Origin of the sequence: Paractinoplanes toevensis (assembly GCF_018332695.1) — a bacterium.
GTDB classification, from domain to species: domain Bacteria; phylum Actinomycetota; class Actinomycetes; order Mycobacteriales; family Micromonosporaceae; genus Actinoplanes; species Actinoplanes toevensis.
In genome coordinates this window covers 23,345-46,266 of sequence record NZ_BOQN01000079.1, presented here as the reverse complement: position 1 = coordinate 46,266, position 22,922 = coordinate 23,345, and the positions used below count along the sequence as shown (strand labels likewise).

Here is a 22,922-nt window from a genome sequence, read left to right as displayed (position 1 = left end):
TTCAGGCTGATCAAGGGCGGTGGTGGGGCGGTGGACGGTCTATCTCTGCCTACCAGAGTTCGACGGCCACAGCACGGCGGCAGCCCCGCCGCCGCGGCGGGACGGCTCGGCCGAGGCGATCAGGCCGCCGTAGCCGGTGAACTCCATGGCGGTCGCGGCGCCCAGCTCGGCCATGTCGGGACCGAAGGTATGACCGAGGGCGGTCAGCGACGGACCGTAGGTGGTGTGGAAGGCGGGCTCGGCCTGGATGCCGGCCGTGTTGCGCTGGGACGCCCGCGGCGCGGCCAGTGCGGCGGGCAGGGGCATGCCCAGGACCAGGCGGTTCACCAGGATCTGCAGGACGGTGGTGATGATCGACGCACCGCCCGGTGAACCCAGGGCCAGGAACGGTTTGCCGTGCTTCAGCACGATCGTCGGGCTCATCGAGCTGCGCGGGCGCTTGCCGGGGCCGGGCAGGTTCGGATCGGGGGCGGTGCCCTGGGTGGGTGCGAAGTTGAAGTCGGTCAGCTCGTTGTTGAGCATGAAGCCGCGGCCGGGCACGACGATGCCGTTGCCGCCGAACTGCTCGAGGGTGAAGGTCCACTCGACGACGTTGCCCCACCGGTCGGACACCGTGATGTTGGTGGTGCTCCGGCCGGTGTCGGGGGTCAGCGAGGCGGCGGTGGGCGTACACCCGGAGGCGTTGATGTCGCCGGGGGCGACCGGTTTCGGCAAGGCTTTCGAAGAAGAGATCTGGCAGGCGCGCCGGCCGGCCCAGCGGTCCGAGGCCAGCTTGCGGAGGACATCCGGCGAGGTGTACGCCCCGACGTAACGACCACGGTCGGCGAAGGCGAGTGCCGATGCTTCCAGGTAGGTGTGCAGCACCTGGGTGCGATCAGCGGGTGCCACCTTCTCCAGGATGTTGAGTGCCTCGCTGACCGCCGTGCCACCGCTGGACGGGGTGGACATGCCGTAGACCGAGAGACCGCGGAAGTCGGAGACGGTCGGCGCGGGACGCCGCACCCGGTAGCCCGCGAGGTCATCCACGGTGAGGCGGCCGGGCCGGATGGGATAGACCCACGAACCGACCGGGTTCGCCGAGACGGGCGGGTGCTGGACGGTCTTGACCAGGTCGGCGCCGATCGGGCCGCGATAGAAGGCGCCGATGCCCTGCGCCGCGATCTGCCGGTAGGTGGCGGCCAGGTCGGGGTTGCGCTGGGTCGAGCCGAGCGCGGGCGGGGCGCCGCCGGGCAGGTAGAGCGCCTTCGTCGAGTCGAACTGGCCGAACGCCGCCAGGTTGTCGTTGATCTGCTGGCGGAACTGGGCGTCGACCGGGAAGCCGCGATCGGCCACGGCGGCGGCCGGCCGCAGCAGCGACGCCAGCGAGCGGGTGCCCCACTGCCGCAGCGCGGTGTCCCAGGTGGCGAGGGCGCCGGGCACGCCGACCGAGAGGCCGCTGACCCGGGCCTCCGGGAAGTCGTAGGGCAGACCGTCGGCCGGATCGATGAAGTAGGTCGGCGTCATCGTGGCGGGCCCGGTCTCCCGGCCGTCGATGGTGGAGACCCGGCGATGCTTGGCGTCGTAATAGACGAGGAAACCGCCGCTGGCCGGCCCGGCCACGAACGGCTCGGTGACCCCGAGCGTGGCGGCGGCCGCGACCGCGGCGTCGATCGCGTTGCCGCCGTGGCGCAGCACGTCGAGCCCGGCGGCGGTCGCGGTCGCGTCGACCGTGGCGATCCCGCCGCCGCGCCCGTAGGCCGTCGGTCCGAGGGTGGGCGCGGCGGCGGCCGGCGCGGCGATGAACACGGTGGAAAGGGAAGCTACTGCTAGAACCGGCAAGATCCGCATCGATCCTCCACAGTGGGCAAAGGTAGCTGTCTACCTCTTGCTACCAGACGAAGCGGCCCACTGGTCGAACATGGCGGCATAACGACCCTCGGCTCGCACGAGTTCGTCGTGCGACCCGCTCTCCACGATGCCGTGGTCGTCGACCACGATGATCCGGTCGGCGCGCATGGCGGTGGAGAGCCGGTGCGCGACCAGGATCGCGGTCCGCCCGTCGAGCAGCGCGTCCAGCGCCGCCTCCACCCGCAGCTCGGAGCGCAGGTCGAGGCTGGACGTGGCCTCGTCGAGCACAACGACCCGCGGCTCGGCCAGGAACGCCCGGGCCAGGGCGAGGAGCTGCCGCTCGCCGGAGGAGACCGACTGCCCGCGCTCGTGCAGCGGGGTGTCCAGCCCTTCGGGCGAGCGCTCGACGAGGTCGCGCAGCCCGACCGAGTCGACCGCGGCCCAGACCTCGTCGTCCGACGCGGACGGCCGGGCGAACGCGATGTTGTCCCGCAGCGTCCCGGCGAACAGGAACGGCTCCTGCGGCACCACCCCGATCTGCCGCCGGAGCGAGTCGAGCGTGACGTCGCGCAGGTCGTGCCCGTCGATCAGGATGGCCCCGGAAGAAGGGTCGTAGAACCGCGTCACCAGCTTGGCCAGAGTCGACTTGCCGGCCCCGGTCGGCCCGACGCAGGCGACCGTCTCACCCGGCGCGATCCGCAGCGAGACATGCGACAGAACCGGGCGGGACGGCAGATATCCGAAGCTGACGTCGTCGAAAACGATCTCCCCCACGACCGGCGGCAGCGCCACCGCATCGGCGGACTGGGAGACCGAGGGTGCCGTCGACAGCAGCGCACGGATCTTGCCGACCGCCGCCTTGGCCTGCTGGTACTGCGTATAGAGCTGAACCAGCTGCTGCACCGGCTGGAAGAACGAGTTGATGTAGAGCACGAACGCGGTCAGCTCGCCGATCGTCAGCGTCCCGCGCAGCACCATCCGGCCACCGAGCAGCAGCATGACCGCCATCGCGATCAGCCCGATCACCGACGTGCCCGGCCCGTAGATCGCGTTGATCCGCCCGGTCCAGTCGTTGGCGTCCCGGTACTCGCCGACCACCGACCGGTGCGCGACCACGTTGCGTTCCTGCCGGTTGTGCGCGGTCACCACCCGTACGCCGTTGAGGCTCTCGGCCAGATCGGCGAACATCGCCGCGATGGTGTCCCGCTGCCGGTTGTACCCGCGGTCGGCGGCGTGCCGGAACCACAGCGACGCCGCCGTGAGCGGCGGCACCACCAGCACCAACGTCAGGATCGCCAGTTCCGGGTTGTAGTGGAACAGCACCCCGGTGACCACCACCATGGTCAGCCCCTGGATGAGGAACTGGGCGAAGCCGTCCTGCAGCAGGCTCTGCAGCGACTCCACGTCGGAGGTCATCCGGGTCATCGTGACCCCGGCCTTCTCCCGGGTGTAGTAGTCCAGCGACATCCGCTGGAGGTGGGCGAAGATGCGGATCCGCAGGTCCCGGGTGGCCGAGGCGGCCAGCACGCCGCTCTTGCGCATGCGGACGGCGGTGGCCAGCCCGGTGAGCAGCACGGCGGCGACGAAGCAGATCGTCGCGACGACGAGGACCCGCAGGTTGCGGGCGGCGATGCCGTGGTCGATGCCGACCTGCACCAGATAGGGCCCGGCCTGCAGCAGCAGGGTTTCGACGAGGATGGCCAGCGAGGCGGCGATCAGCAGCCCGGGCCGCCCGATCAGCAGCCGGCCGATCGAGATCTTGCCGCCCGAGTCGGCCACCGGGTCGAAGGCGACGCCGGGATCACCGTGGTCGGGTTCCTGCGCCTCCAGCTTGGCGACGCCGGCCGCCAGATCGGCCGGAATCCCGGAGAATGGCAGGCCGTTGCCCTTGCGACCGGCCACCCCGACCGTCGGCCGCCCGCCGGCGTTGAAGCCCCCGAATCCACCACCGAACATGCTCACGCGAGCACCTCGGACGAGTCGTCGCGGGCGGCCGACGCCAGCACCTCGGCGTAGCGCGGCTCGGTGGCCAGCAGCGACGCGTGCGTCCCGTCGGCGATCACCCGGCCGGCGTCCATCAGCACGACCCGGTCGGCGAGGCTGATCGTGGACAGCCGGTGGGCCACGATCAGCGTGGTCCGGCCCTGCATCCGGTCCTTCAGCGAGCCGTGGATCCGCTGCTCGACGGTCACGTCGATGGCGCTGGTCGCGTCGTCGAGCACGAGAATCGGCGGGTTCATCAGCAGCGCCCGCGCGATCGCGATCCGCTGGCGCTGGCCGCCGGAGAGCGTGTAGCCGCGCTCGCCCACCACCGTGTCGTACCCCTCGGGAAGTTCTTGGATGAATTCGTCGGCGCCGGCCGCGACCGCCGCATCGACGACCTCGTCGCGCGAGGCGTCCGGCCGGCCGTAGGCGATGTTGTCGTGGATCGACAGCGAGAACAGGAACGGCTCGTCCGGCACGATGCCGACCTGCTCGCGCAGCGACGACAGCCGGATCTTCCGGACGTCGATGCCGTCGATGGTCACGCTGCCCGACGTGACGTCGTAGAAGCGGGCGGCGAGCCGCCCGAGGGTCGATTTGCCCGACCCGGTGCCGCCGACGACGGCGACGGTCTCGCCCGCCGCGAGGATGAGATCCAGGCCGTCGAGGGCCACGGTCCCATTCGGGTACGCGAACCCGACGTCGACAAACGCAAGATCCCCGCGCAGCTTCGGCGCGACCGGGGCGACGTCGTCGACGACGTCGGACGGCGTATCGAGGATCTCGTAGATCCGCCGGGCCGACGCCGACGCCCGCTGCCCCATCATGATCATCATGCCGAGCATGCGGAACGGCGGCTGGAGCATCAGAACGTACGAGTTGAAGGCGACGATCGTGCCGATGGTGGTGTGCCCGTCGATCACCATGAGGCCGCCGACCAGCAGCACCAGGGCCAGCCCGAGCCGGGGCAGGTTGTCCAGCAACGGGTTCCACCGGCTGCGGATCCGCGCGTCCTGCCGGTAGGCCCAGCGGATCCGGTCGGCGCTCTCGGCCAGCGACGTCAACTGCCGGCCTTCGGCCGCAAAGGCCTTCACGATGCGTACGCCCTGGATGTTCTCGTCGACCACGGTGGCCAGCTGGGCGAGCCGGGCCTGGATCATCCAGGACACCGGGAAGATCGCCTTGCGCATGCTGACCCCGAGGATCCCGATGATCGGCATGGTGGACATCGCCACGATGGCGAGCGGCACGTTGATCGACAGCATCAGCCCGAACGCGACCACCGCGATCAGGCACTGCACCAGGATCGACGGCCCGAACGCCAGGTACATCTGCACGGCCCGGATGTCCGAGCCGGAGCGGGACATCAGCTCGCCGGACTGCACCTTGTCGTAGAAACCGAACGGCATGCGCACGAGATGGGAGTAGACGATGTTGCGCAGGTCGTACTCGAGCTCGTAGGCGGTGCGCAGCAGGTAGAGCCGGGCCAGGTAGTTGATCAGCCCCTGGAGCAGGGCGAGCCCGACGATGGCCCAGACGTAGTAGCTCAGGTTGCCGGCCCGGTCGACGACGGCCTGGTCGATGCCGATCCGGACCAGGTTGGGGATCTGCACCTGCACGATGAGCCCGGCGAAGGACAGCACGAGCGAGGTGATCAGCAGCCCGCGATGGGCCTTGACGAGCGGCAGCGCGCGACGCAGCCAGCTCTTGCGGGCATCCGGATCGATGGACGCCTTGGGCGCGCGGCGACTCAACAGCGCCTCCCGGTACGGAGCAGGTAGTTAGCCTAGCTAACGATACTCTCGGGCTCGCGTCGCGCCAGGGTGACCCGGCCCACCAGCAGCGTGGCCAGAACGGCGAGCAGTTGGCAACCGGCTATCCCGAGCAGTAGTACCACCGCGCCGGCCGGCGCCGCGAGCCCGGCCACCGCCGCGCCGAGCGCCGCCCCGGTCACCTTGAGCCCGGCGCCGAGCGTGAACACCTGGGTCCGCAGCTCCGGCGGCGCCGCCCGGTCCCGCACCGCGAAGACCGCCACCACCAGCGGCGCGCCCAGCGCGCCGGCCACCGCGAACAGCACCAGCGCCGGCCACCCGTGCGGCACCACCGCGAGCAGCAGGAACGTCAGCCCGGTGCCGGCCGCGCCGAGCACCACCACGACCAGCGGCGACCGCCGCCGGATCGGGAAGACGGTGGTCAGCAGCGAGCCGGCGAGCCCGCCGGCCGCGGCCACCGACAGAACCACGCCGGTGTACGCGGTATCGCCGGCCCGGACCGCCAGCAGCGCGGCCACCACCGGCAACGCGCCGATCCCGGTCTCCTTCAGCACCGATCCCAGGGTGACCGCACCCAGCTCCCGGTCGCGCACCATCAGCCGCAGCCCGGCGAGCGGGTCGGCCATCCGGGCGGCGGTCGCCCGGGTGCGCAGCGGCAGCGTGGCCAGCAGCAGACCACCGAGCACGACCAGCCCGGCCAGCGCCACCAACGCCCACGCCGCCCCGATCACCACGGCCAGCGCGGCGGCGAGGGCCGGACCGCCGATCCCGGCCATGCTGTAGGAGGAGACATCGAGGCCGAAGGCCCGCTGCAGGCGCCGGGCAGCACCCGCGTCGGGGGCGGCCGTGTCCCGCACCAGCTCGCCGAGCAGGCTGGTCAGGCCGCCGATCAGCAGCGGCGCACCGCAACCGGCCACCAGCAGCATCGCCGCCGCGGCCGGGGCGTTGCGGCCCACCAGCGGCGTCACCCCGGCCAGCAGCGCCGCGTAGGCCACGAAGATCGCCAGGTAGAAGAGCCGGCGCCGGCGCACCACGTCGGCCAGCGCGCCCACGATCGGCGCGGCCAGCACGTGCGGCACCATCAGCGCGGCAACCAGCAGGCCGCCGGTGCCGGGGCGGCCGGTGCGTTCGATCGCGAGCAGCAGCACGGCGACGCGCGCGCCCTCGTCGGCGAGCCGGGCACACACGGCGGTGCCCACGTAACGAGCCAGCACGAAACCCATCGACCGGGCTTCTTACCCCGATCAGCCGACTCCGAACGGCTTCGGCTCGACCGCCGGGCAGGACGCGCCGGCCGCCGGGCGGGTCAGGGTGAGCAGATACTTGTCGGCGGTGGCGGCCACGCAGGGGCTGCGGTTGTAGACGACGTGGCCCCAGCCCTCGTAGGTGAGCAGGCTCGCCGCCGGGCCGAGCTGCTGGGCCATCCGCTGCGACCAGGCGTACGAGGTGGCCGGGTCGTGCCTCGTCCCGATCAGCAGCACCGGCGGCATGCCGGCCGGCGGGACGATCCGGTGCTGCGGGTTCGGCGGGGCGTACGGCCAGCCCAGGCAGCCGACCGTGGCGGACAGCGCGAGCGGCGACGCGAGCATCTGCGGGGCCCGGGCAGCCAGGATCGACAGCCGGCGGTGCAGGTCGGGGAAGCCGGTGATAGGCAGGTACCAGTCCGAGCAGATCACCGCCGGAAAGCTGTGGTCGACGATGTCCACCGGGGGCGGCGGCGAGCTCCGGGACCTGGCCTTGAGGCCGGTCGCATCCTTCAGGTAATAGGCGAACGAGTACCACTGCGGCTCGTAGAACGCCGCGAACGCGGCCTGCGCCAGGGTGGCCGGGTTCAGTTTCTCCGGCTGCTCGTACGGGTTGCTCAGCGTCCCGGCCCGGGCCCGCGCCATCAAGGCGGCCCAGATCTTGTCGACGTCCTGCCCACGCAGCACGCACTTCTCGTCGCGGGCGCACCACGCGACGAACTCGCGGAACGAGTCCTGGGCCGCGTCGGTCTCCTGCACCAGGAACGTGCCCACGTTGGCGGTGTGGTCCATCACGCCGTCCAGCACCAGCGCGCGCAGCCGCTCCGGGTAGCGCTCGGCGTACTGCTCGCCCATCAGCGACCCGTACGAAGCGCCGTAGAAGCTGATCTTCTGCTCGCCGAGGGCGACCCGCACCGCGTCCACGTCCCGCACCACGCTGCCGGTGTCGACGTGCGCGAACACCGGGCCGGTGCGGGCGGCGCAGTCGGCCGCGAGCTTGCGGTTGTACTCGATGGTGGCGGCGTACTGGGCGGCGGTCTCGATCAGCGGCGACGGTTTCGCGTCGACCAGGTCCTGGGAGCAGAGGATCGGGCTGCTGCGGCCGACGCCGCGGGGGTCCATCCCGACGATGTCGAACTGCTTGAGCACCTGCGCACCGAAGAAGGTCGAGGCGTCGAACGTGAAGTCCACCGCCGACCCGCCCGGGCCGCCCGGGTTGACCAGCAGCGCCCCGATCCGGTGGGCCGGGTCGAGCGCCGGCCGCCGCGCCATGGTCAGGGTGACCGTGGGCCCGCCCGGGTTCGCCCAGTCGGCCGGCACCTTCATCTCCCCGCACTGGACCTTCTCGTTCTCGGGACACGGGTGCCACACGATGACCGGTGGCGGTGGGATGGCGAGTGCGGGGCTGACGCCGTACGCAAGCAGTGTCGTGACCGTGATGATCGCGGCCCGCAAGGGTCGCGCCGAAGCTCGCACCGCGTGTCTCTCCGCCCTGCCCGGCTGCCCCACCGCGCGGCCCCATCTTGAAACGGATCATGAGCACGGGGCTGGGAAACGGGTGAAGTTCGCCGGAGCGTGGCACGGTTGAGCGATGCGTACGCGACTTCTGTTCGCCGTCACCGGCGCCGCGATATTGACCGCTTGCTCCTCGGGCGAGCCCACGTCGTCGACGCCGCGGGCCGAGACGACCGTGCCGTCGGCTCCAGCCGTCGAGTCGGCCGCCCCGCCCGGCGAGCCCGATCTGTCCCAACCGCAGACCCTGGTGACCGGCCTCGATGTGCCGTGGGGCCTCGCCTTCCTGCCGGACGGCAGCGCCCTGGTCAGCGAGCGCGACCAGGGTGACATCCTGCGCATTCCGGTCGGTGGCGGCGATCCGGAGAAGGTCTATCAGATGCCGGGCGTCGAGTCCGGCGGCGAGGGCGGCCTGCTCGGGCTCGCCGTCGACCCGGCCTACGAGCAGAACAAGTTCGTGTACGCCTTCTTCACGGCCGCGAACGACAACCGGATCGTGAAGTTCACGCTCGACGACAAGACCCCGCAGGTGATCTTCGACGGGATCACCAAGGGCGGGCGGCACAACGGCGGCCGAATCGCGTTCGGGCCGGACGGCATGCTCTACGCGGGTGTCGGCGACGCCGGCGACGAGCCGCAGTCGCAGGACCCGAAGGACGTGAACGGCAAGATCCTGCGGCTGACCACCGCGGGCAAACCGGCGCCGGGCAACCCGACCGCGGGCTCCCCGGTCTGGAGCATGGGCCATCGCAACGTGCAGGGCCTGGCCTGGGGCCCGGACAAGAAGATGTACGGCATCGAGTTCGGCCAGGACACCTGGGACGAGGTGAACGTCATCGAGCCGGGCAAGAACTACGGCTGGCCGACCGTGGAGGGCAAGGCGAACGATCCGCGCTTCGTCGACCCGATCGCGCAGTGGCACACCGACGACGCCTCACCGTCAGGAGCGGCCGTCGCCGGCGACACCCTCTACGTGGCCGGGCTCAAGGGCGAGCGGCTGTGGACGGTCCCGCTCGGCGGCGGGGAGCCGAAGGCCGAGCTGCCCGGGAAGTACGGCCGGCTGCGCACGGTGGCGGTCGCGCCGGACGGTGCGCTGTGGCTGACCACCTCGAACCGCGACGGCCGCGGCGACCCTCGCTCCGGCGATGACCGGATTCTGCGCTTCGCCTAGGAACCACGTGGCCCGGTCCTGCTCAGGGACCGGGCCACGAGTCACTCACTTGTTGTTGGGCGGTAGTTGGGGAAGTGCGGAGATGGCGGTCGCGTACTCGGCGACCTTGCGTCCGTTCGGCACCACTCCGAGGGCTCGGAGCTGATCGTGGATTGCCTGCGCAACCGTGTCCTCGGACTGACCGCGGTGGGTTTGCGCGACCTTGTTGATGGCGTAGTCAATTCTCACCTGTGCCTGCCACCCGGGGGCCCGGCTGGCCCCGGTGGTGGCGAAGCTGACTGCTGCGAGGGGTTCCATGCCGTGTGTATCGGACGGTCATGCCCCCGACTCGAAGATATGAGGAACCTGTGCAACCGAACCGCACCCGGTCGGCACCATCCCCACCATCAGTCGGCCTGCTTTTCGGGTTCGGGGGCCTCCTCCGGCGCCTCCGGCGGGCTCAGTTTCAACCACAGCAACATGAGCAGGCCCAGGGCGAGCATCGCCAGGCCCATCCACAGGTTGATCCGGACACCCTGCGCCTTGTCGATCTCGGCCTGGTTGTCGAACAGGCCGAGCAGGGTGACGATCACCCCGTAGACGACGAACAGGCCACCGATCACCCGCCGTACGTCGAAGAGCCGGGCCGCCTTGCTGGTCCGCGATTGGTCTGCCATGTCGGGACCTCCTTTACCAGAGCGGGATGTACAGAACGAGGGCCAGCACCACGGCTATCGCGCCGAGCAGGACCGGATTACGCCACCAGACCTTCTCGCCCGCGATGATCGTCTCGGTCGAGGTGGCTTCGCCGCCCATGCCGTACACCAGGCCCTGCAGCTCGTTCTCGGGTTTTGCCGGGGTGAACTGGGTGACGATCAACGCCGTCACGACGGCCACCACGAACGCGAGGCCGGCGCCCCAGAAGCTCTCCTCCAGGTCGGAGTTGAACTTGACCACGTCACCCAGGTAGAGCAGGTAAAGGGTGAGCGCGGAGAAAGTGCCCAGCGCGAGCGACCAGAAGCCGGCCCAGGAGGACATCTTCTTCCAGAACATGCCGACGATGAAGGTAGCGAACAACGGCGCGTTGAACAGGGAGAACAGCGCCTGGATGTAATTCATGATGTTGTTGAAGCCGGCCGCGATGAACGCGGTGCCGATGCCGACCACCACGCCGCCGATCGTGGCGATCCGGCCCACCCGCAGGTAGTACGCGTCGTCGCGGTCCTTGCGGATGTAGGACTGCCAGATGTCGTACGTGAACACGGTGTTGAAGCCGGAGACGTTGGCCGCCATACCGGCCATGAAGCTGGCCAGCAGGCCGGTGACCGCGACGCCCAGCACACCGTTCGGCAGCAGCTCGTTCATCAGCAGCGGGATCGCGTTGTTGTAGGTGTAGTCACCGTCCTCGGCGCCCAGGCCCTTGACGGTGACCAGCGCGATCAGGCCGGGAACGACGGTCACCACCGGGATCAGCAGCTTCGGGAAGGCACCGATGATCGGGGTTCGCCGGGCGGCGTTCATGTTCTTCGCGGACAGCGCCCGCTGCACCTCGGCGAAGTTGGTCGTCCAGTAACCGAACGACAGCACGAAGCCGAGACCAAAGATGATGCCGATCCAGTTGGCACCGAGCGGGTTGTCGGTACCCGCGGTGTTCGCGAACGTGTGCAGCGCGGCATCGCCGAGTTCGGTCTGCCGCACCTTGTCGACCAGCCCGTCCACGCCGCCGACCTTCACCAGGCCGACGATGGTGATCGGGATGAGACCGGCCAGGATCACGAAGAACTGGAGCACCTCGTTGTAGATCGCCGAGGAGAGCCCGCCGACGCTGATGTAGATCAGCACGATCGCGGCGCCGACGACGATGGAGATCCAGAGCGGCCAGCCGAGCAACGCCTTCAGGATCAGCGCGAGGGCGAAGAGGTTGACGCCGGCGATGAGCATCTGGGCGATCGCGAAACTGATCGCGTTGAACAGGTGGGTGCTGTTGTTGAAGCGGCGGCGCAGGAACTCGGGGACGCTGCGCACCTTCGAGCCGTAGTAGAACGGCATCATCACGATGCCGAGGAAGACCATGGCCGGGACCGCGCCGACCCAGTAATAGTGCAGGGTCATCAGACCGTACTGGGCGCCGTTGGCCGCCATGCCGAGGATCTCCAGGGCACCGAGGTTCGCCGAGACGAAGGCGAGACCCGTTACCCAGGCCGGCATCGAGCGGCCGGAGAGAAAGAAGTCGGCGCTGGTCTTGATCGCCGCGCGGGCCGCGAAACCGATGCCCAGAACGGTGATGAAGTACAGCGCGAGGATGAGGTAATCGAAGATGTCTAGGTCGAGACGTAATGCGCTCGCCGCGATTACCATGGGCCACCTCCAAGGCTGAGTCGGCCTCGGATACCCCTACCGAATCTTTTTCACACCCGGCGCTCCAGCAGCACCTCCAGCCCGTCCAGGATGCGGTCGAGTCCGAAGGTGAACGCCTGGTCGGGGGCGCCCGCGTCGGCCAGGGCGGCGGCCACCGCGGGGAAACGGTCGGCGTGCTCGCGCAGGACCAGGGTCATGGCGGCGGTCAGCTGTTCCTCGCCGCCCTTCTGGGCCGCGATGGCCCGGACGTGGCCGGCGATGGTGGCGATCGCGTCCATCCGCTCGCCCCCGGTCAGGCCGTCGGGCAGCACTTTCAGGGCGCTCTCCATCCAGCTCAGCTCGACCGGCCCGATGGCGCGGTTGCCGGTACTGGCTTCGAGCGACCAGGCGTGCCCGAAATATCGGCCCAAGAGGGTCGTCGCCCACGCGGTCAGCGCCGCGCGCCATGGCCGGTCGGACAGATCGGGCGCCGGCCCGATGCCCCGCTCCAGCATCGCCGCCACCAGCTCCGCCTTGCCCGGCAGATAGCGGTAGAGGGACATCTTCGTGTAGCCCAGGTCGGCCGCCACTCGCTGCATCGAGACGGCCGCCAGACCTTCCGCGTCGGCGATCGCGATCGCGGCATCGGCGATCCGGTCGAGCGTCAGCGCCGGCTTCGGCCCCCGGGCGGGCTTCGGCCGCTCGTGCCAGAGGAATTCGACAGACATGTTGCCCTCTCTCCAAACAGCGTCTACCGTACACAGAAATAATTGAGTACGGAGGACACAGTTATGGACGTTCTGATCTCCGGTGCCAGCATCGCCGGGCCCGCGCTGGCCTACTGGCTCGGTCGCCACGGCTTCCGGCCGGCCATCGTCGAGGTAGCCCCGGCTCTGCGCACCGGCGGCAACGCGGTCGACTTCCGCGGCCCGCTGCACATGGGGGTGCTCGACAAGATGGGTGTGCTGCCGGCCCTGCGCGCCGTGCAGACCGGCGGCAACGCGATGCGCTTCGTCGACGCCGACGGGCGGAAGCTGATGGAGTGGCCGGCCGGGCTGGCCGGTGGCGACCTCGAAGTGCAGCGCGGCTCGCTGGCCCGCATCCTGTGCGCGGCCGGCGACAACACCGAATACCTCTTCGGTGACCGGATCGCGGCGCTCGCGGAGGACGCCGGCGGTGTCGACGTCACCTTCGCCAGTGGGCTGGAACGCCGCTTCGACCTGGTGATCGGGGCCGACGGAGTGCACTCCGGGGTGCGGCGGCTCGCGTTCGGGCCGGAGGAACAGTTCGTCAAACACCTCGGCTACTACGTGGCCGGCTGGGACGTGCCGAACGAATGGGGAATCGGCAAGGACAGCCTGCTGCACAACCTGCCCGGGCGGATGCTCAGCATCGGCGGCAACCAGCACGATCCGTCCCGGGCCGGGGCGTTCGCGGTCTTCCGCTCCCCCGCCCTGCGGTACGACCGGCATGACCGAGCCGAGATGCAGGGGATCCTCCGCGACCGGTTCGCCGGTATGGGCTGGCTGGCACCGCGCCTGCTCGACGGGCTGGACGGGGCATCCGACTTCTACTTCGACCAGATCTGCCGGGTCGACAATCCGTCATGGACCCGGGGACGGGTCGCGCTGGTCGGGGACGCCGCCTGCGGGGCGACCATCGGCGGCCAGGGCAACGGTACGGCGATCGTCTCGGCGTACGTTCTCGCCGGAGAGTTGGCGGCAGCGGGGGGTGACCATCGGGTGGCGTTCCCGGCGTACGAGAAGCGGATCGGGAAGTTCGCCCGCGGGACGCAGAAGGGCGGGGATACCACGGGCATGTTCCTCGCGCCCAAGACGGAGCGGGGGATCCGGGTGCGGAACTACCTGAACAACCGGAAGTGGTTCCTTGATCTGACCTTCAAGATCGCCGCGGATCGCAGCACGAAAATGGAACTGCCTGACTACGCCGGCCGGGTGGCCGGCATTTCCGGCTAGCTCTGCGGGGCACTGCCCCGAACCCCGGCCGGGCGCTCGGAGATCCGCCTGCGGGGTGGCTTCGGGTCCGTTCGTGGCTGGGGTTGGAGCGGGGCTTGGGGATCTCCTCGCGGCCCGACCTTGCGGAGTTGGCGCTCGGAGCTGACGCAAACTCCACACCCTTGGCCGCGTTGGCGCGGGCGCTGTCCTCGTCGGGCGGGATTGACCGGGCGGGGGCGGCTTCGGTGGTCAGCTTGCCAGGGCCTCGTTTATGGACAGGCGGGTTAGTTCGGGGTGGGTTACCCAGGGGAAGTGGCCGGCGTCGGGGAGCCAGATTATGGAGGCGTTCGGGAGCCAGTCGGCCAGCACGTGGGGGGCGGCCAGGCCGGTCACCACGTCTCGGTCGGCGGCGATGATGCTTACCGGCACGCCCACCGCGGCCAGGTCGCCGGGGTCGAGGGCGGCCGACCAGAACTCGTCCTCGTAGTCGGCTCTCGCCTCGGTGCGGGCCGCGTGTGCTCGCACTGCGGGGGTGTCGGCCGCGTAGACCAGCGGCATCAGGCCGGGGAGATCGTCGGCGTCCCAGGCCGCCTTGGCCGCGGGGTACCACGGCTCGGCCGCGAACCAGCGTTTCACCAGGACATCTTGGCTGGGCTCGTCGGCGCCCTGCGGGATCGGCTTCCGGGACGGGGTCAGCAGCACCAGGCGGGACACCCGGGACGGGTGCCGGGCCGCGTAGGCGAGGACCGGCCAGGCGCCCGCCGAGTGGCCCAGCACGTCGAGCCGCTCGGCGCCCAGGTGGACGCGCAGCAGTTCCAGGTCGTCGGCCAGGTCGGTGAACGCGCAGGGCGTGGCCGGCTCCGACGAGCCGGTGCCGCGCGGGTCGAGCAGCACCAGGGTGTGCGCCACCCCGCCCAGATCGTCCAGATAGGACGCCGGCCGGCCGGGGCCGCCCGGATGACAGATCAGCGGGGGCCCCTCCCCGCGCAGCTCGTAATGCAGTGCCGTGCCAACGGCCGACGTGAAGACCCCCATCAGCGGAGCCTATCGATCGCTTCCACGCTCAGCTCGCGTAAATCCGACACCACGAGACTTGCCAGGGCCAGGGCGTCGGCGGCGGGCGGGTAGACACCGTGCGGGACGGCCACCACCGCGAGCCCGGCCGCGCCGGCCGAGCGCAGGCCGTTGCTCGAATCCTCGACCGCGGCGCACGTCTCGGGAGCGAAGCCGAGCTTCTCGGCGGCGGCCAGGTAGACGTCGGGGTGCGGCTTGCCGCGCGGCACCTCCTCGGTGGAGAGCGTCACCTGGAAAGCGTCGCTCAATCCGGCGGTGGCGAGCACCTGGTCGATCAGGAGGCGCGCGGACGAACTGGCGAGGGCGATGGGAAATCGCTCGCCGATGCGGCGCACCGAGTCGACGGAACCGGGGATCAGCGGCAGGTCACTCCGGTATTTCGAAGCCATCCGGCCGAGCACGTCGTCGGCGACCTCGGCCGGGGTGCGCGGCACCCCGACCTCCTCGGCCAGGTGGGTCGACCACTCGCCGGTGCTCATCCCCATCATCCGGTCCTGGGTGTCGGGCAGGAACTCGCGGCCGAACGAGGCGACGTAGTCGCGCCGGACCTCTTCCCAGACCTCCTCGGAGTCGATGATGACGCCGTCGAGGTCGAAAACGACCGCGTTGATCACAGCGCCTCGACCGCGGGGATGATCTCCTTCCGGAAGATCTCGAGCTGGTTGGTGTCGTACACGTTGCGCACGCCGCCGTGCCCGACGGTGAAGCCCAGCTTGGCCAGGCCGGCCAGGTCCTCGATGATCTGGCCGGGGGTCTGCGCGGTCAGGTCGAAGCGGTACATGACGGTCTTCTCGATCTCGTCGTAGTCGCGGCCGACGTCCTCGCAGTGCTGCTTGAGCACGTCGAGCTTGTGCTGCACCTCGGGGCCGGGGAACAGGTTGGTGGCGTCGGCGTACTGCGCGACCAGGCGCAGCGTCTTCTTCTCGCCACCGCCGCCGATCAGGATCGGCAGCCGCGGCCGGGCGAGCGGCTGCGGCACGTTGAGCACCCGGCCGAGCTGGTAGTGCTTGCCCTCGAAGGCGGTCTCGTCGCCGTCGAACATCTGCCGGCAGATCCGCAGCGTCTCCTCGAGCCGTTCGAACCGCTCCTTGGTGGAGGGGAAGAACAGGCCGAGGCCGCGCGACTCCTCGTCGTTCCAGGCGGCGCCGATGCCGAGGATGGCCCGGCCGCCGGAGAGCACGTCGAGCGTGGTGACGGCCTTGGCGAGCAGGCCCGGGTCGCGGTAGGTGACGCCGGTGACCAGGGTGAGCAGCTTCGCGGTGGACGTGTGGGCGGCGATGAAGCCGAGCGCGGTGTAGGCCTCCAGCATGTCCATCTCGGGCGGGCCGTTGACCCCGATCTGCCAGACGTGGTCCATCACGCTGATCCGCTCGAAGCCGGCCTCGTCGGCCGCGGAGGCCACGTCGGCGAGCACCGAGCCGAGGCGCGGGGCGCCGTCGGGCCAGGTGAAGTTCGAGATGTGCAGGCCAAGTTTCACAGCCGTTGTCCTCCGACCGGGGATAGAACCGGGGCATAGATCCGCAACGGTGAAAACCCTACCCCCAACCCCCCATTCTTGTACGGACAGTAGCTGCGCGACCGCCGAACACGCTCCGTTACCGCATTGCGGGAGTCCGGTTCGGTCCTCGGGTAGGCCCGGCCTCCACCGTTCCGCTGAGTTGCGATTCGGTTGCCGACCGGTAGCTTCGAAGATCAGCAGTCAGTGTGAGGAGCACCGCCATGCCTCCTTCGCCGCTCAACCCAGCGACGAGCCGTTACCGCCGATCATCACCCTCCGTGAGCGTGGTGATACCGGTGCGCGATCCTGGCGGCCTTCCGCTGATGCTGCGCGGCCTGCCCGCCGTCGACGAGGTCATCGTGGTCACCGACGGCCCGGCCGCCGACACGGCCGCTGTCGTCCGCTCCGCCCGGCCGGACGCGCTGGTGATCCGCCCCGGCCGGACCGGTTCCGGCAACGCCCTGGCCAGCGGGGTGGCGGCCAGCAGCGGCGATGTCGTGGTGACGCTGAACGGCGACGGCTCCACCGACCCGGCCGAGATCCCCCGCTATGTGGCCGCCCTGACCGACGGCGCCGACGTCGCGCTCGGTTCCCGGTACCTGACCGGCGGCCGGGACCTCACCGGCGGCCGGTTCCGCCGCTGGCTCAACCTGCTCCTGATCGGCGTGGTGAACGCGCTGTTCGGCACGCAGCGCACCGACCCCGGCTTCGGCTACGCCGCCTTCTGGAGGGACGCCATCGACGACCTCGATCTGCCCGACCCGTCCGCCCGGCACGCCGGCGCCTGGGGTGACGGCCCCGAGATGCAGCCGCTGCTCGCGGTGCGCCCGGCGGCCCGCGGCCTGCGGGTCACCGAGGTCAGCAGCGTGGCCTACCCGAGGATGAACAGCGGCGAACGCGCCGGCCTGCGGCACTGGATCCGGGTGATCACCGCCGAGTACCGGCTGCGCGGCGGCCGGCACGCGGCGGCCGTCGACCCGGACGCGCCGACCGTACCGATGGCACCGTCCTGGCGGCAGACCGACCGGCAGCCGGCCGGCGAACCGCTGTGGGGTCCGCCGAGCCGCCGCCCGTCGCCCGGCCGCGACCTGTGGCGGGCCGGTGAGAACCCGGCGCCGCACACGTCGACCCGGCCCACCGGCAACGGCAAGCACTCCTGGCGGTCCAGTTACCCCGGCCGCCCGGCTCCCGCCGGTTTCGGGGTGGGCAACCGGACGGCGGATCTGAAGCCGCGCTCGGCCGAGGACCAGCGCCCCGACCCGGCCAAGGTGCGATCGATGCCGCCGCAGCCGCCGGCCGGTCCGCGCGAGGTCGGCGGCAAGCGCCGCCGCCTGGAGGGGTACCGCCAGCGCCCCGACCTGCGCTTGATCAACGGTCAGGGCACCGGCGGTCCGCGGACCCGCAGCGGGCGCCTGCGCCCGGTGCCGCCGCAGAACCCCTAGGCGGCGCGCTCGCGCAGCTTGGGCAGGATCTGCTCGGAGTAGAGGCGCAGGAAACGCTCCTGGTCGGGCCCGGGGGCGTGGAAGACCAGGTGCTTGAAGCCCATGTCGAGGTAGTCGGTGATCCGCAGGGCGTGCTCCTCCGGATCGCTGGAGCAGATCCAGCGGGTCATCGTGCGCTCGACCGGCAGCGCGTCGGACAGCCGCTGCATCTCGATCGGGTCCTCGACGCCGGTCTTCTCGTCCGGGGTCAGGGCCAGCGCGCCCCAGTAGTGCGTGTTGTTGCGAGCCTGCTCGATGTCCTCGTCGAAGGACACCTTGACCTCGATCATCAGGTCCAGGTCGTCGACCTTGCGGCCGGCCTTCTCGGCGCCCTCGCGCACGGCCGGCAGCAGCGTCTCGGTGTAGAGCTCGGCGCCCTTGCCGCTGGTGGTGATGAAGCCGTCGGAGATCCGCCCGGCCAGCCGGGTCGCGGCCGGCCCGGAGGCGCCGATGTAGATCGGGACGGGCGTCTCCGGCTTGTCGTAGATCGTGGCGTTCTCCACCCGGTAGAACTGGCCCTCGGTGGTCACCCGGTCCTCGCGCCACAACTTCTGGATCAGCAGCACGGCCTCCTTGAGCCGGGCGAACCGCTCCTTGCCGTCCGGCCACGGGATGCCCAGCGGCACCTCGTTGAGCGACTCGCCGGAGCCGACGCCGAGCACCACCCGGCCCGGGGCGAGGCAGCCCAGCGTGGCGAACGCCTGCGCCACCACGGCCGGGTGGTAGCGGAACGTCGGGGTGAGCACGCTGGTGCCGATCAGCACCCGCTCGGTGCGGGCGGCCAGAGCGCCGAGCCACGGCAGGGCGGCCGGGGCGTGCCCGTCGTCGTGCCGCCACGGCTGCAGGTGATCTGACGTGAAGACCGAGTCGAAGCCCAGCTCCTCGGCCAGCACGCCGTATTTCAGAAGTTCCGCCGGGGCGAACTGCTCCGCCGACGCCTTGTACCCGAACCGAATCATGGTTCGAATCTAACCCGCGGCTTTGTAGGCCTGACCCGCCGCGGTGGGAGAATCACCGTCCTTGTAGAGGCCGAAATCGACGCTGTCGCCAACCGCCGGCAGGCCGAACCAGGCGTACCGCTCGACGAACGAACGGCTCTCCAGACCCTTGGTGCTGCCCGAGATGAAGGCGACCTTCTGCGCGTCGGACGGGTATTTCGGCGAGCCGGAGAAGTTCATCAGCCCGTACTCGGTGATCCAGATCGGCTTGTTGTAGCGCTTGTGCACGGCATCGACGTACCCGAGGAACTGATTGACCGCGGCGTCGCTGAAGTCACTTCCGTACCAGTGCAGGGTGATGAAATCGACCCGGTAACCCTTGGCCTCGGCGCCACTCATGAACCGGTCGAGCCATCCGCCGGCGGTGTCACCGCCGTACGCGACGGCCGGGGAACCCAGCCGCAGCCCGGTCGCCTGGAGCTTGGGCCAGTCGGCCAGGGCGTCCTCGACGCTCATGTTGGCCTGCCCGGACATGTCCGGCTCGTTGAAACCGAGCAGCTCGCCCTCGCTCTCCTTCTTGGCCTGGGCGATGGTGCCGTCGGTGACGTTGGCCTTGCCCCAGATCATCGGCACGAACTCGACGCCGGACGGACCGGGCAGGTTGTCGTTGTCGGGCGCCCAGTTGTAGTACCAACCGGCGCCCACGTCGGCCAGGGCCGCCTTGACCCCGGTGAACTCCCAGACCCCGACGCCCTTCTTCTTGCTCGCCTTGGCGGTGATCACGACGGGCTTCTTCGAGGTCTTCTTCACCGTCGGTGAGGGGGACGCCGACGGCGACGTCGTGGTCGGGCCGGCTGATGGCGTACGCCGTGGAGCGGTCGACTGAGTGGCGAGGACGGCCGCCGTCGGAGTCGAGGGCGGCGGGTCCTGCCGGATGACGACCACCGCGGTCGCCGCACCCGCGACCGCGACCGTGGAGAGGGCCGCGGTCAGCACCTTCTGCGACACGCCCAAGCCGATCTTGGCAGCCAGGTGGGTTCCCCCGCCCACCACCGTCTTCGCGGCCACCACCTTGCCGGTCAGCGCGGCCGGGAGGGGCACCAGCGCCATGCCGGCCAGCAGTCGCTCGGCCGCGACCAGGTTGTTCCAGCTCGGGGCGCAGTAGGAACAGTCGCGGGTGTGGCGGGCGATGCGCTTGCGCCACAACGCGCCGGGAGTGCCGTCCCAGGGCACGGTGACCAGCCGCAGTTCCGGGCAGGGCGGCTGGGCGTGCAGCGCCCGCACCACGGCCCGGGCGGTCTCCAGCTGGCCCTTCATCCGCTGGATCCGCACCGCCGCGTGCTGCCGGGTCACCTCGGTGGCCTCGACGATCTCGTCCCGGGTCAGCTCGCCGGAGGCCTCCAGCCACCACAGCGACAGCAGTTCCCGGTTGTCCTCGTCGAGCCAGCGGGTCGCCTCGGCGGTCTCCCGGCGCTGCCCGGATAGCTCGAGACGGGTGATCGCGAGATCGGTGAAGTCGGCACCCGGATCGCGTACGTCCTCGTGGACGAGCGCCTCGGGTGCGCCGCGCCGGGCGCGGAACCGCTCCCGCACCTGGCGGACCGTGATCGCCACCAGCCAGGACCGGAACGATTCCGGCTCGCGCAGGTCGCCGAGGTTGCGCAGCACCCGCAGCATGACGTCCTGCACCACGTCGTCGACGTCCGCGTGGCCCTCCAGGGCCCGGCCGACGATCGTGTAGACCAGCGGCATGTACCCCGCGACGAGCCGGTCGACGGCGGCCGGGTCGCCGGCACGCGCCGCGACGACCGTCGCAATGTCGGGTTGGTCCGCCATGTTCCTGCCTCTCGTCGAACGTCCCGGCCACCGGTCTCAGCGGCCGACCATAGGGGGACGCGCAAGCCGTCCATGGATAACACGTTTTCCCGGCCCACCCGGATGAGCGGCTCGGGATTAGTCCGGCCATCCGACGGGCACAGATGAGCTATGCGTATGACAGTCCGCCTGAACCTTCCGCGCGAGACCGGCAGCGTGCCGGCCGTGCGGCGGCTGCTGCGCTCCGCACTTGCCGCCCTGCAGGTCGACCGGGCGCACGGCGCCGACCTGGAGATCGCGATCACCGAGGCCTGCGCCAATGTGATCGACCACGCGAACGGCGCCGACAACTTCGAGGTATGCCTCGAGGTCGCCGAGGATCACTGCAGCATCGACGTGCGCGACGACGGAGACGGCTTCGACCCCGAGTCGGTCGGTCCGCCGGGGCCGGGCAACGAGCGTGGCCGCGGCCTTTTCCTGATCAAGGCACTTGCCGAGAACGTCCGGATGCAGTCCGCACCGCGTCGCGGCAGCTTGATCCATTTCGAGAAGTCGTTCGCCTAGGACCCAGTCAGTCCTCGACCGGGCCGAGCACTTATCATGCTTGCCGTCCGGCAACTATTGCGCGCCCGAAACATGAAAGGAGATCGAGTGTCCGACGGCCCGGCATCGGTGGGAGCCCTGCTCCGCGCGGCGCCACCCGATCGCCTTCCCGAGGTCACCGCCGAACACCTGCGCACCCGCTACGCCGCCGACGGCGTCGAGGTGCTGCTGGGTGATCTGAGCCTGTCCACCCTGCGCCCCGTGCTCGACCCCGACGGTCCGGCCGGCGGCCCGCTCGAACAGCGCTGCTTCGGCAGCCAGGAGCCGATCATCGACCCCCGGGCCGACGGCACGACCCGGCTGATCCTGCCGCTGACCGTCTGGGGTGACCGGCTCGGCGTGCTGCGGATCGAGACCCGCACACCGCCGACCCGCGCCGTCACCCAGGACCTGCACATGATCGCCGGCGAGCTCGCCATGGCCCTGCGCACCGCCGATCAGGACACCGACCGCTATCACCTGGTGCGCCGCAAACAGCGGCTCACCATGGCCGCCGAGCTCCAGTGGGACATGCTGCCCGGACGCTCGCTCAGCGGCGAGCGGTTCCGGCTGGCCGGCGCGCTCGAACCGGCCTACGCGGTCTACGGCGACCACTACGACTGGGCGGTCACCGGCGACCGGATCACCCTGACCGTTCTCAACGGAAGCGGCGACGGGCTCGAGGCGACCCTGCTGACCGCCGTGGCGGTGAACGCCATGCGCAACGCCCGCCGGTCCGGCGCCAACATCGTCGAGCAGGCCGAACTGGCCTCCGACGCGATCTACTCCCGGAACGGCGGCGACGCGCACGTGGCCACCCTGCTGATGGAGATCGATCTGACCGGCGGCGGGGTCGAGGCGGTCGACGCCGGGTCGCCGCGCGCGATGATCGCCCGCAACGGCGACATCCGCCCCATCACCTTCGACCAGCAACTCCCGCTCGGCATGTTCGGCGACACCCGCTACGAGATCCAGAAGGTGCAGCTCGAACCGGGCGACCGGCTGCTCGTGGCCAGCGACGGCGTGCACGCCGCGGCCCCCGGCGGACGCCCCGACTTCGGGTCGGCCGCGCTGCTCACGGCCCTGCGCTCGACCCGGCTACAGCCGCCGTCCGAGGCGGTCGGGACCGTGCTGCGCAGTCTGCGTGACTACCATGCGGGAGTCGACCCGGAGGACGACGCCGTGATTGTCTGCTTGGATTGGCTGCGTCTACCGGCATGATCCGTCGGCCGTGGGGGTAGTGGGCAGGTCGCCTCCGAGCATCGAGCACGGCAGAACGGGACACATACATGGACGACCGGGTCACCGCCGTCGCCGCGGCCGTCGAAACGGCGGTCGAGTCCCTCGTGTCCGTGCTCAGCACCAGCGACGCCCGCTCGCCGGCCGTTCCGCCGGCCCAGTTGCGCGTGCTCACCATCGTCGCGGGCAACCGGCACACCAACATGAGCCGGCTGGCCGAGGCGCTCGAGGTGGTGCCGTCGTCGGCGAGCCGGCTCTGCGACCGCCTGGAGGCGACCGGTCTGCTGCGCCGGGTGCCCGACCCGCGGGACCGCCGCGAGGTGCGGCTGCTGCTCACCCCAGCCGCCCGGCGGCTGCTCGACCAGTTGCGCGAGCGCCGTCGCACGGCCCTCGCCGCGGTGCTGGAAAGAATGCCCGACGACGATCGGCAGGACCTCGTGCGGGCCCTGGAGGCGTTCGCCGCGGCCACCGACCCCGACCACGGCGGTGCTCTGCGCTCGGCCTGAGATAGCGTC

The 22,922-nt window shown here is 70.5% G+C and carries 20 protein-coding genes; 6 read left to right on the top strand and 14 right to left on the bottom strand.

Translation table 11 applies throughout. The annotated features are described in order from the left end of the window. Window positions 1-39: 39 nt before the first annotated feature. The 5 genes from Ato02nite_RS30345 to Ato02nite_RS30325 are packed head-to-tail and all read right to left on the bottom strand — an operon-like array spanning window position 40 to window position 8,302. Entirely contained in the window at window positions 40-1,827 is a 1,788-nt protein-coding gene (locus tag Ato02nite_RS30345) for a gamma-glutamyltransferase family protein (protein WP_213010080.1), read from the bottom strand. A gap of 30 nt (window positions 1,828-1,857) precedes the next feature. Continuing rightward, complete coding sequence (locus tag Ato02nite_RS30340) at window positions 1,858-3,783, bottom strand: ABC transporter ATP-binding protein (protein WP_246607583.1); 1,926 nt, start codon at window positions 3,781-3,783, stop codon at window positions 1,858-1,860. Window positions 3,784-3,785: 2 nt separating this feature from the next. Beyond that, on the bottom strand, window positions 3,786-5,564 hold the full coding sequence (locus Ato02nite_RS30335) for an ABC transporter ATP-binding protein (protein ID WP_213010078.1): 1,779 nt from the start codon (window positions 5,562-5,564) through the stop codon (window positions 3,786-3,788). A gap of 32 nt (window positions 5,565-5,596) precedes the next feature. Then, window positions 5,597-6,805 (bottom strand): MFS transporter, encoded by a 1,209-nt coding sequence (locus Ato02nite_RS30330; protein WP_213010077.1) that lies wholly within the window; start codon window positions 6,803-6,805, stop codon window positions 5,597-5,599. A 21-nt stretch (window positions 6,806-6,826) separates the two neighbouring features. Beyond that, window positions 6,827-8,302 (bottom strand): alpha/beta hydrolase, encoded by a 1,476-nt coding sequence (locus Ato02nite_RS30325; RefSeq protein WP_246607575.1) that lies wholly within the window; start codon window positions 8,300-8,302, stop codon window positions 6,827-6,829. Between the two features lie 115 nt (window positions 8,303-8,417). Between Ato02nite_RS30325 and Ato02nite_RS30320 the strand changes: the two genes are divergently transcribed. Further along, entirely contained in the window at window positions 8,418-9,509 is a 1,092-nt protein-coding gene (locus Ato02nite_RS30320; RefSeq protein ID WP_213010076.1) for a PQQ-dependent sugar dehydrogenase, read from the top strand. Between the two features lie 45 nt (window positions 9,510-9,554). Here the strand turns inward: Ato02nite_RS30320 and Ato02nite_RS30315 are convergent, their stop codons facing one another. The 4 genes from Ato02nite_RS30315 to Ato02nite_RS30300 form a co-directional block, all read right to left on the bottom strand. Next, the gene (locus Ato02nite_RS30315) at window positions 9,555-9,737 is read right to left on the bottom strand and encodes a hypothetical protein (protein WP_213010075.1); all 183 of its coding nucleotides are present in this window, start codon (window positions 9,735-9,737) and stop codon (window positions 9,555-9,557) included. A gap of 158 nt (window positions 9,738-9,895) precedes the next feature. Further along, window positions 9,896-10,165 carry a hypothetical protein gene (locus Ato02nite_RS30310; RefSeq protein ID WP_213010074.1) on the bottom strand — a complete coding sequence of 90 codons (270 nt, stop codon included), beginning with the start codon at window positions 10,163-10,165 and terminating at the stop codon, window positions 9,896-9,898. A gap of 13 nt (window positions 10,166-10,178) precedes the next feature. Next, complete coding sequence (locus Ato02nite_RS30305) at window positions 10,179-11,846, bottom strand: sodium:solute symporter family protein (protein ID WP_213010073.1); 1,668 nt, start codon at window positions 11,844-11,846, stop codon at window positions 10,179-10,181. 50 nt (window positions 11,847-11,896) lie between these two features. Then, window positions 11,897-12,553 carry a TetR/AcrR family transcriptional regulator gene (locus Ato02nite_RS30300; protein WP_213010072.1) on the bottom strand — a complete coding sequence of 219 codons (657 nt, stop codon included), beginning with the start codon at window positions 12,551-12,553 and terminating at the stop codon, window positions 11,897-11,899. Between the two features lie 63 nt (window positions 12,554-12,616). Between Ato02nite_RS30300 and Ato02nite_RS30295 the strand changes: the two genes are divergently transcribed. Continuing rightward, window positions 12,617-13,801, top strand: a complete 1,185-nt coding sequence (locus tag Ato02nite_RS30295) for an FAD-dependent monooxygenase (RefSeq protein ID WP_213010071.1) — start codon at window positions 12,617-12,619, stop codon at window positions 13,799-13,801. 228 nt (window positions 13,802-14,029) lie between these two features. Here the strand turns inward: Ato02nite_RS30295 and Ato02nite_RS30290 are convergent, their stop codons facing one another. The 3 genes from Ato02nite_RS30290 to Ato02nite_RS30280 are packed head-to-tail and all read right to left on the bottom strand — an operon-like array spanning window position 14,030 to window position 16,331. Then, the gene (locus Ato02nite_RS30290; protein WP_213010070.1) at window positions 14,030-14,815 is read right to left on the bottom strand and encodes an alpha/beta fold hydrolase; all 786 of its coding nucleotides are present in this window, start codon (window positions 14,813-14,815) and stop codon (window positions 14,030-14,032) included. After that, window positions 14,815-15,468: an HAD family hydrolase gene (locus tag Ato02nite_RS30285; RefSeq protein WP_213010069.1), complete on the bottom strand. Its 654-nt coding sequence runs from the start codon at window positions 15,466-15,468 to the stop codon at window positions 14,815-14,817. The genes Ato02nite_RS30290 and Ato02nite_RS30285 overlap by 1 nt, the downstream gene beginning before the upstream one ends. Further along, complete coding sequence (locus Ato02nite_RS30280; protein WP_213010068.1) at window positions 15,465-16,331, bottom strand: LLM class F420-dependent oxidoreductase; 867 nt, start codon at window positions 16,329-16,331, stop codon at window positions 15,465-15,467. The genes Ato02nite_RS30285 and Ato02nite_RS30280 overlap by 4 nt, the downstream gene beginning before the upstream one ends. Before the next feature lie 299 nt (window positions 16,332-16,630). On the opposite strand from Ato02nite_RS30280, the gene Ato02nite_RS30275 reads away from it, so the two are divergent. Beyond that, window positions 16,631-17,794 carry a glycosyltransferase family 2 protein gene (locus Ato02nite_RS30275; protein WP_213010067.1) on the top strand — a complete coding sequence of 388 codons (1,164 nt, stop codon included), beginning with the start codon at window positions 16,631-16,633 and terminating at the stop codon, window positions 17,792-17,794. Here the strand turns inward: Ato02nite_RS30275 and fgd are convergent. Continuing rightward, on the bottom strand, window positions 17,791-18,792 hold the full coding sequence (gene fgd, locus Ato02nite_RS30270) for a glucose-6-phosphate dehydrogenase (coenzyme-F420) (RefSeq protein ID WP_213010066.1): 1,002 nt from the start codon (window positions 18,790-18,792) through the stop codon (window positions 17,791-17,793). The two genes, Ato02nite_RS30275 and fgd, sit on opposite strands and share 4 nt — an antisense overlap. Before the next feature lie 9 nt (window positions 18,793-18,801). Continuing rightward, window positions 18,802-20,607 (bottom strand): sigma-70 family RNA polymerase sigma factor, encoded by a 1,806-nt coding sequence (locus Ato02nite_RS30265; protein WP_213010065.1) that lies wholly within the window; start codon window positions 20,605-20,607, stop codon window positions 18,802-18,804. Between the two features lie 156 nt (window positions 20,608-20,763). Here Ato02nite_RS30265 and Ato02nite_RS30260 point away from each other — a divergent pair, with 156 nt between their 5' ends. The 3 genes from Ato02nite_RS30260 to Ato02nite_RS30250 all read left to right on the top strand — a co-directional run bounded on the left by Ato02nite_RS30260 (window position 20,764) and on the right by Ato02nite_RS30250 (window position 22,913). Beyond that, a complete protein-coding gene (locus Ato02nite_RS30260; RefSeq protein ID WP_246607573.1) occupies window positions 20,764-21,150 on the top strand; it encodes an ATP-binding protein in 387 nt (128 codons plus the stop codon). 87 nt (window positions 21,151-21,237) lie between these two features. Next, window positions 21,238-22,389 (top strand): PP2C family protein-serine/threonine phosphatase, encoded by a 1,152-nt coding sequence (locus tag Ato02nite_RS30255; protein ID WP_246607572.1) that lies wholly within the window; start codon window positions 21,238-21,240, stop codon window positions 22,387-22,389. Between the two features lie 68 nt (window positions 22,390-22,457). Then, window positions 22,458-22,913, top strand: a complete 456-nt coding sequence (locus Ato02nite_RS30250; RefSeq protein WP_213010062.1) for a MarR family winged helix-turn-helix transcriptional regulator — start codon at window positions 22,458-22,460, stop codon at window positions 22,911-22,913. Window positions 22,914-22,922: the final 9 nt, after the last annotated feature.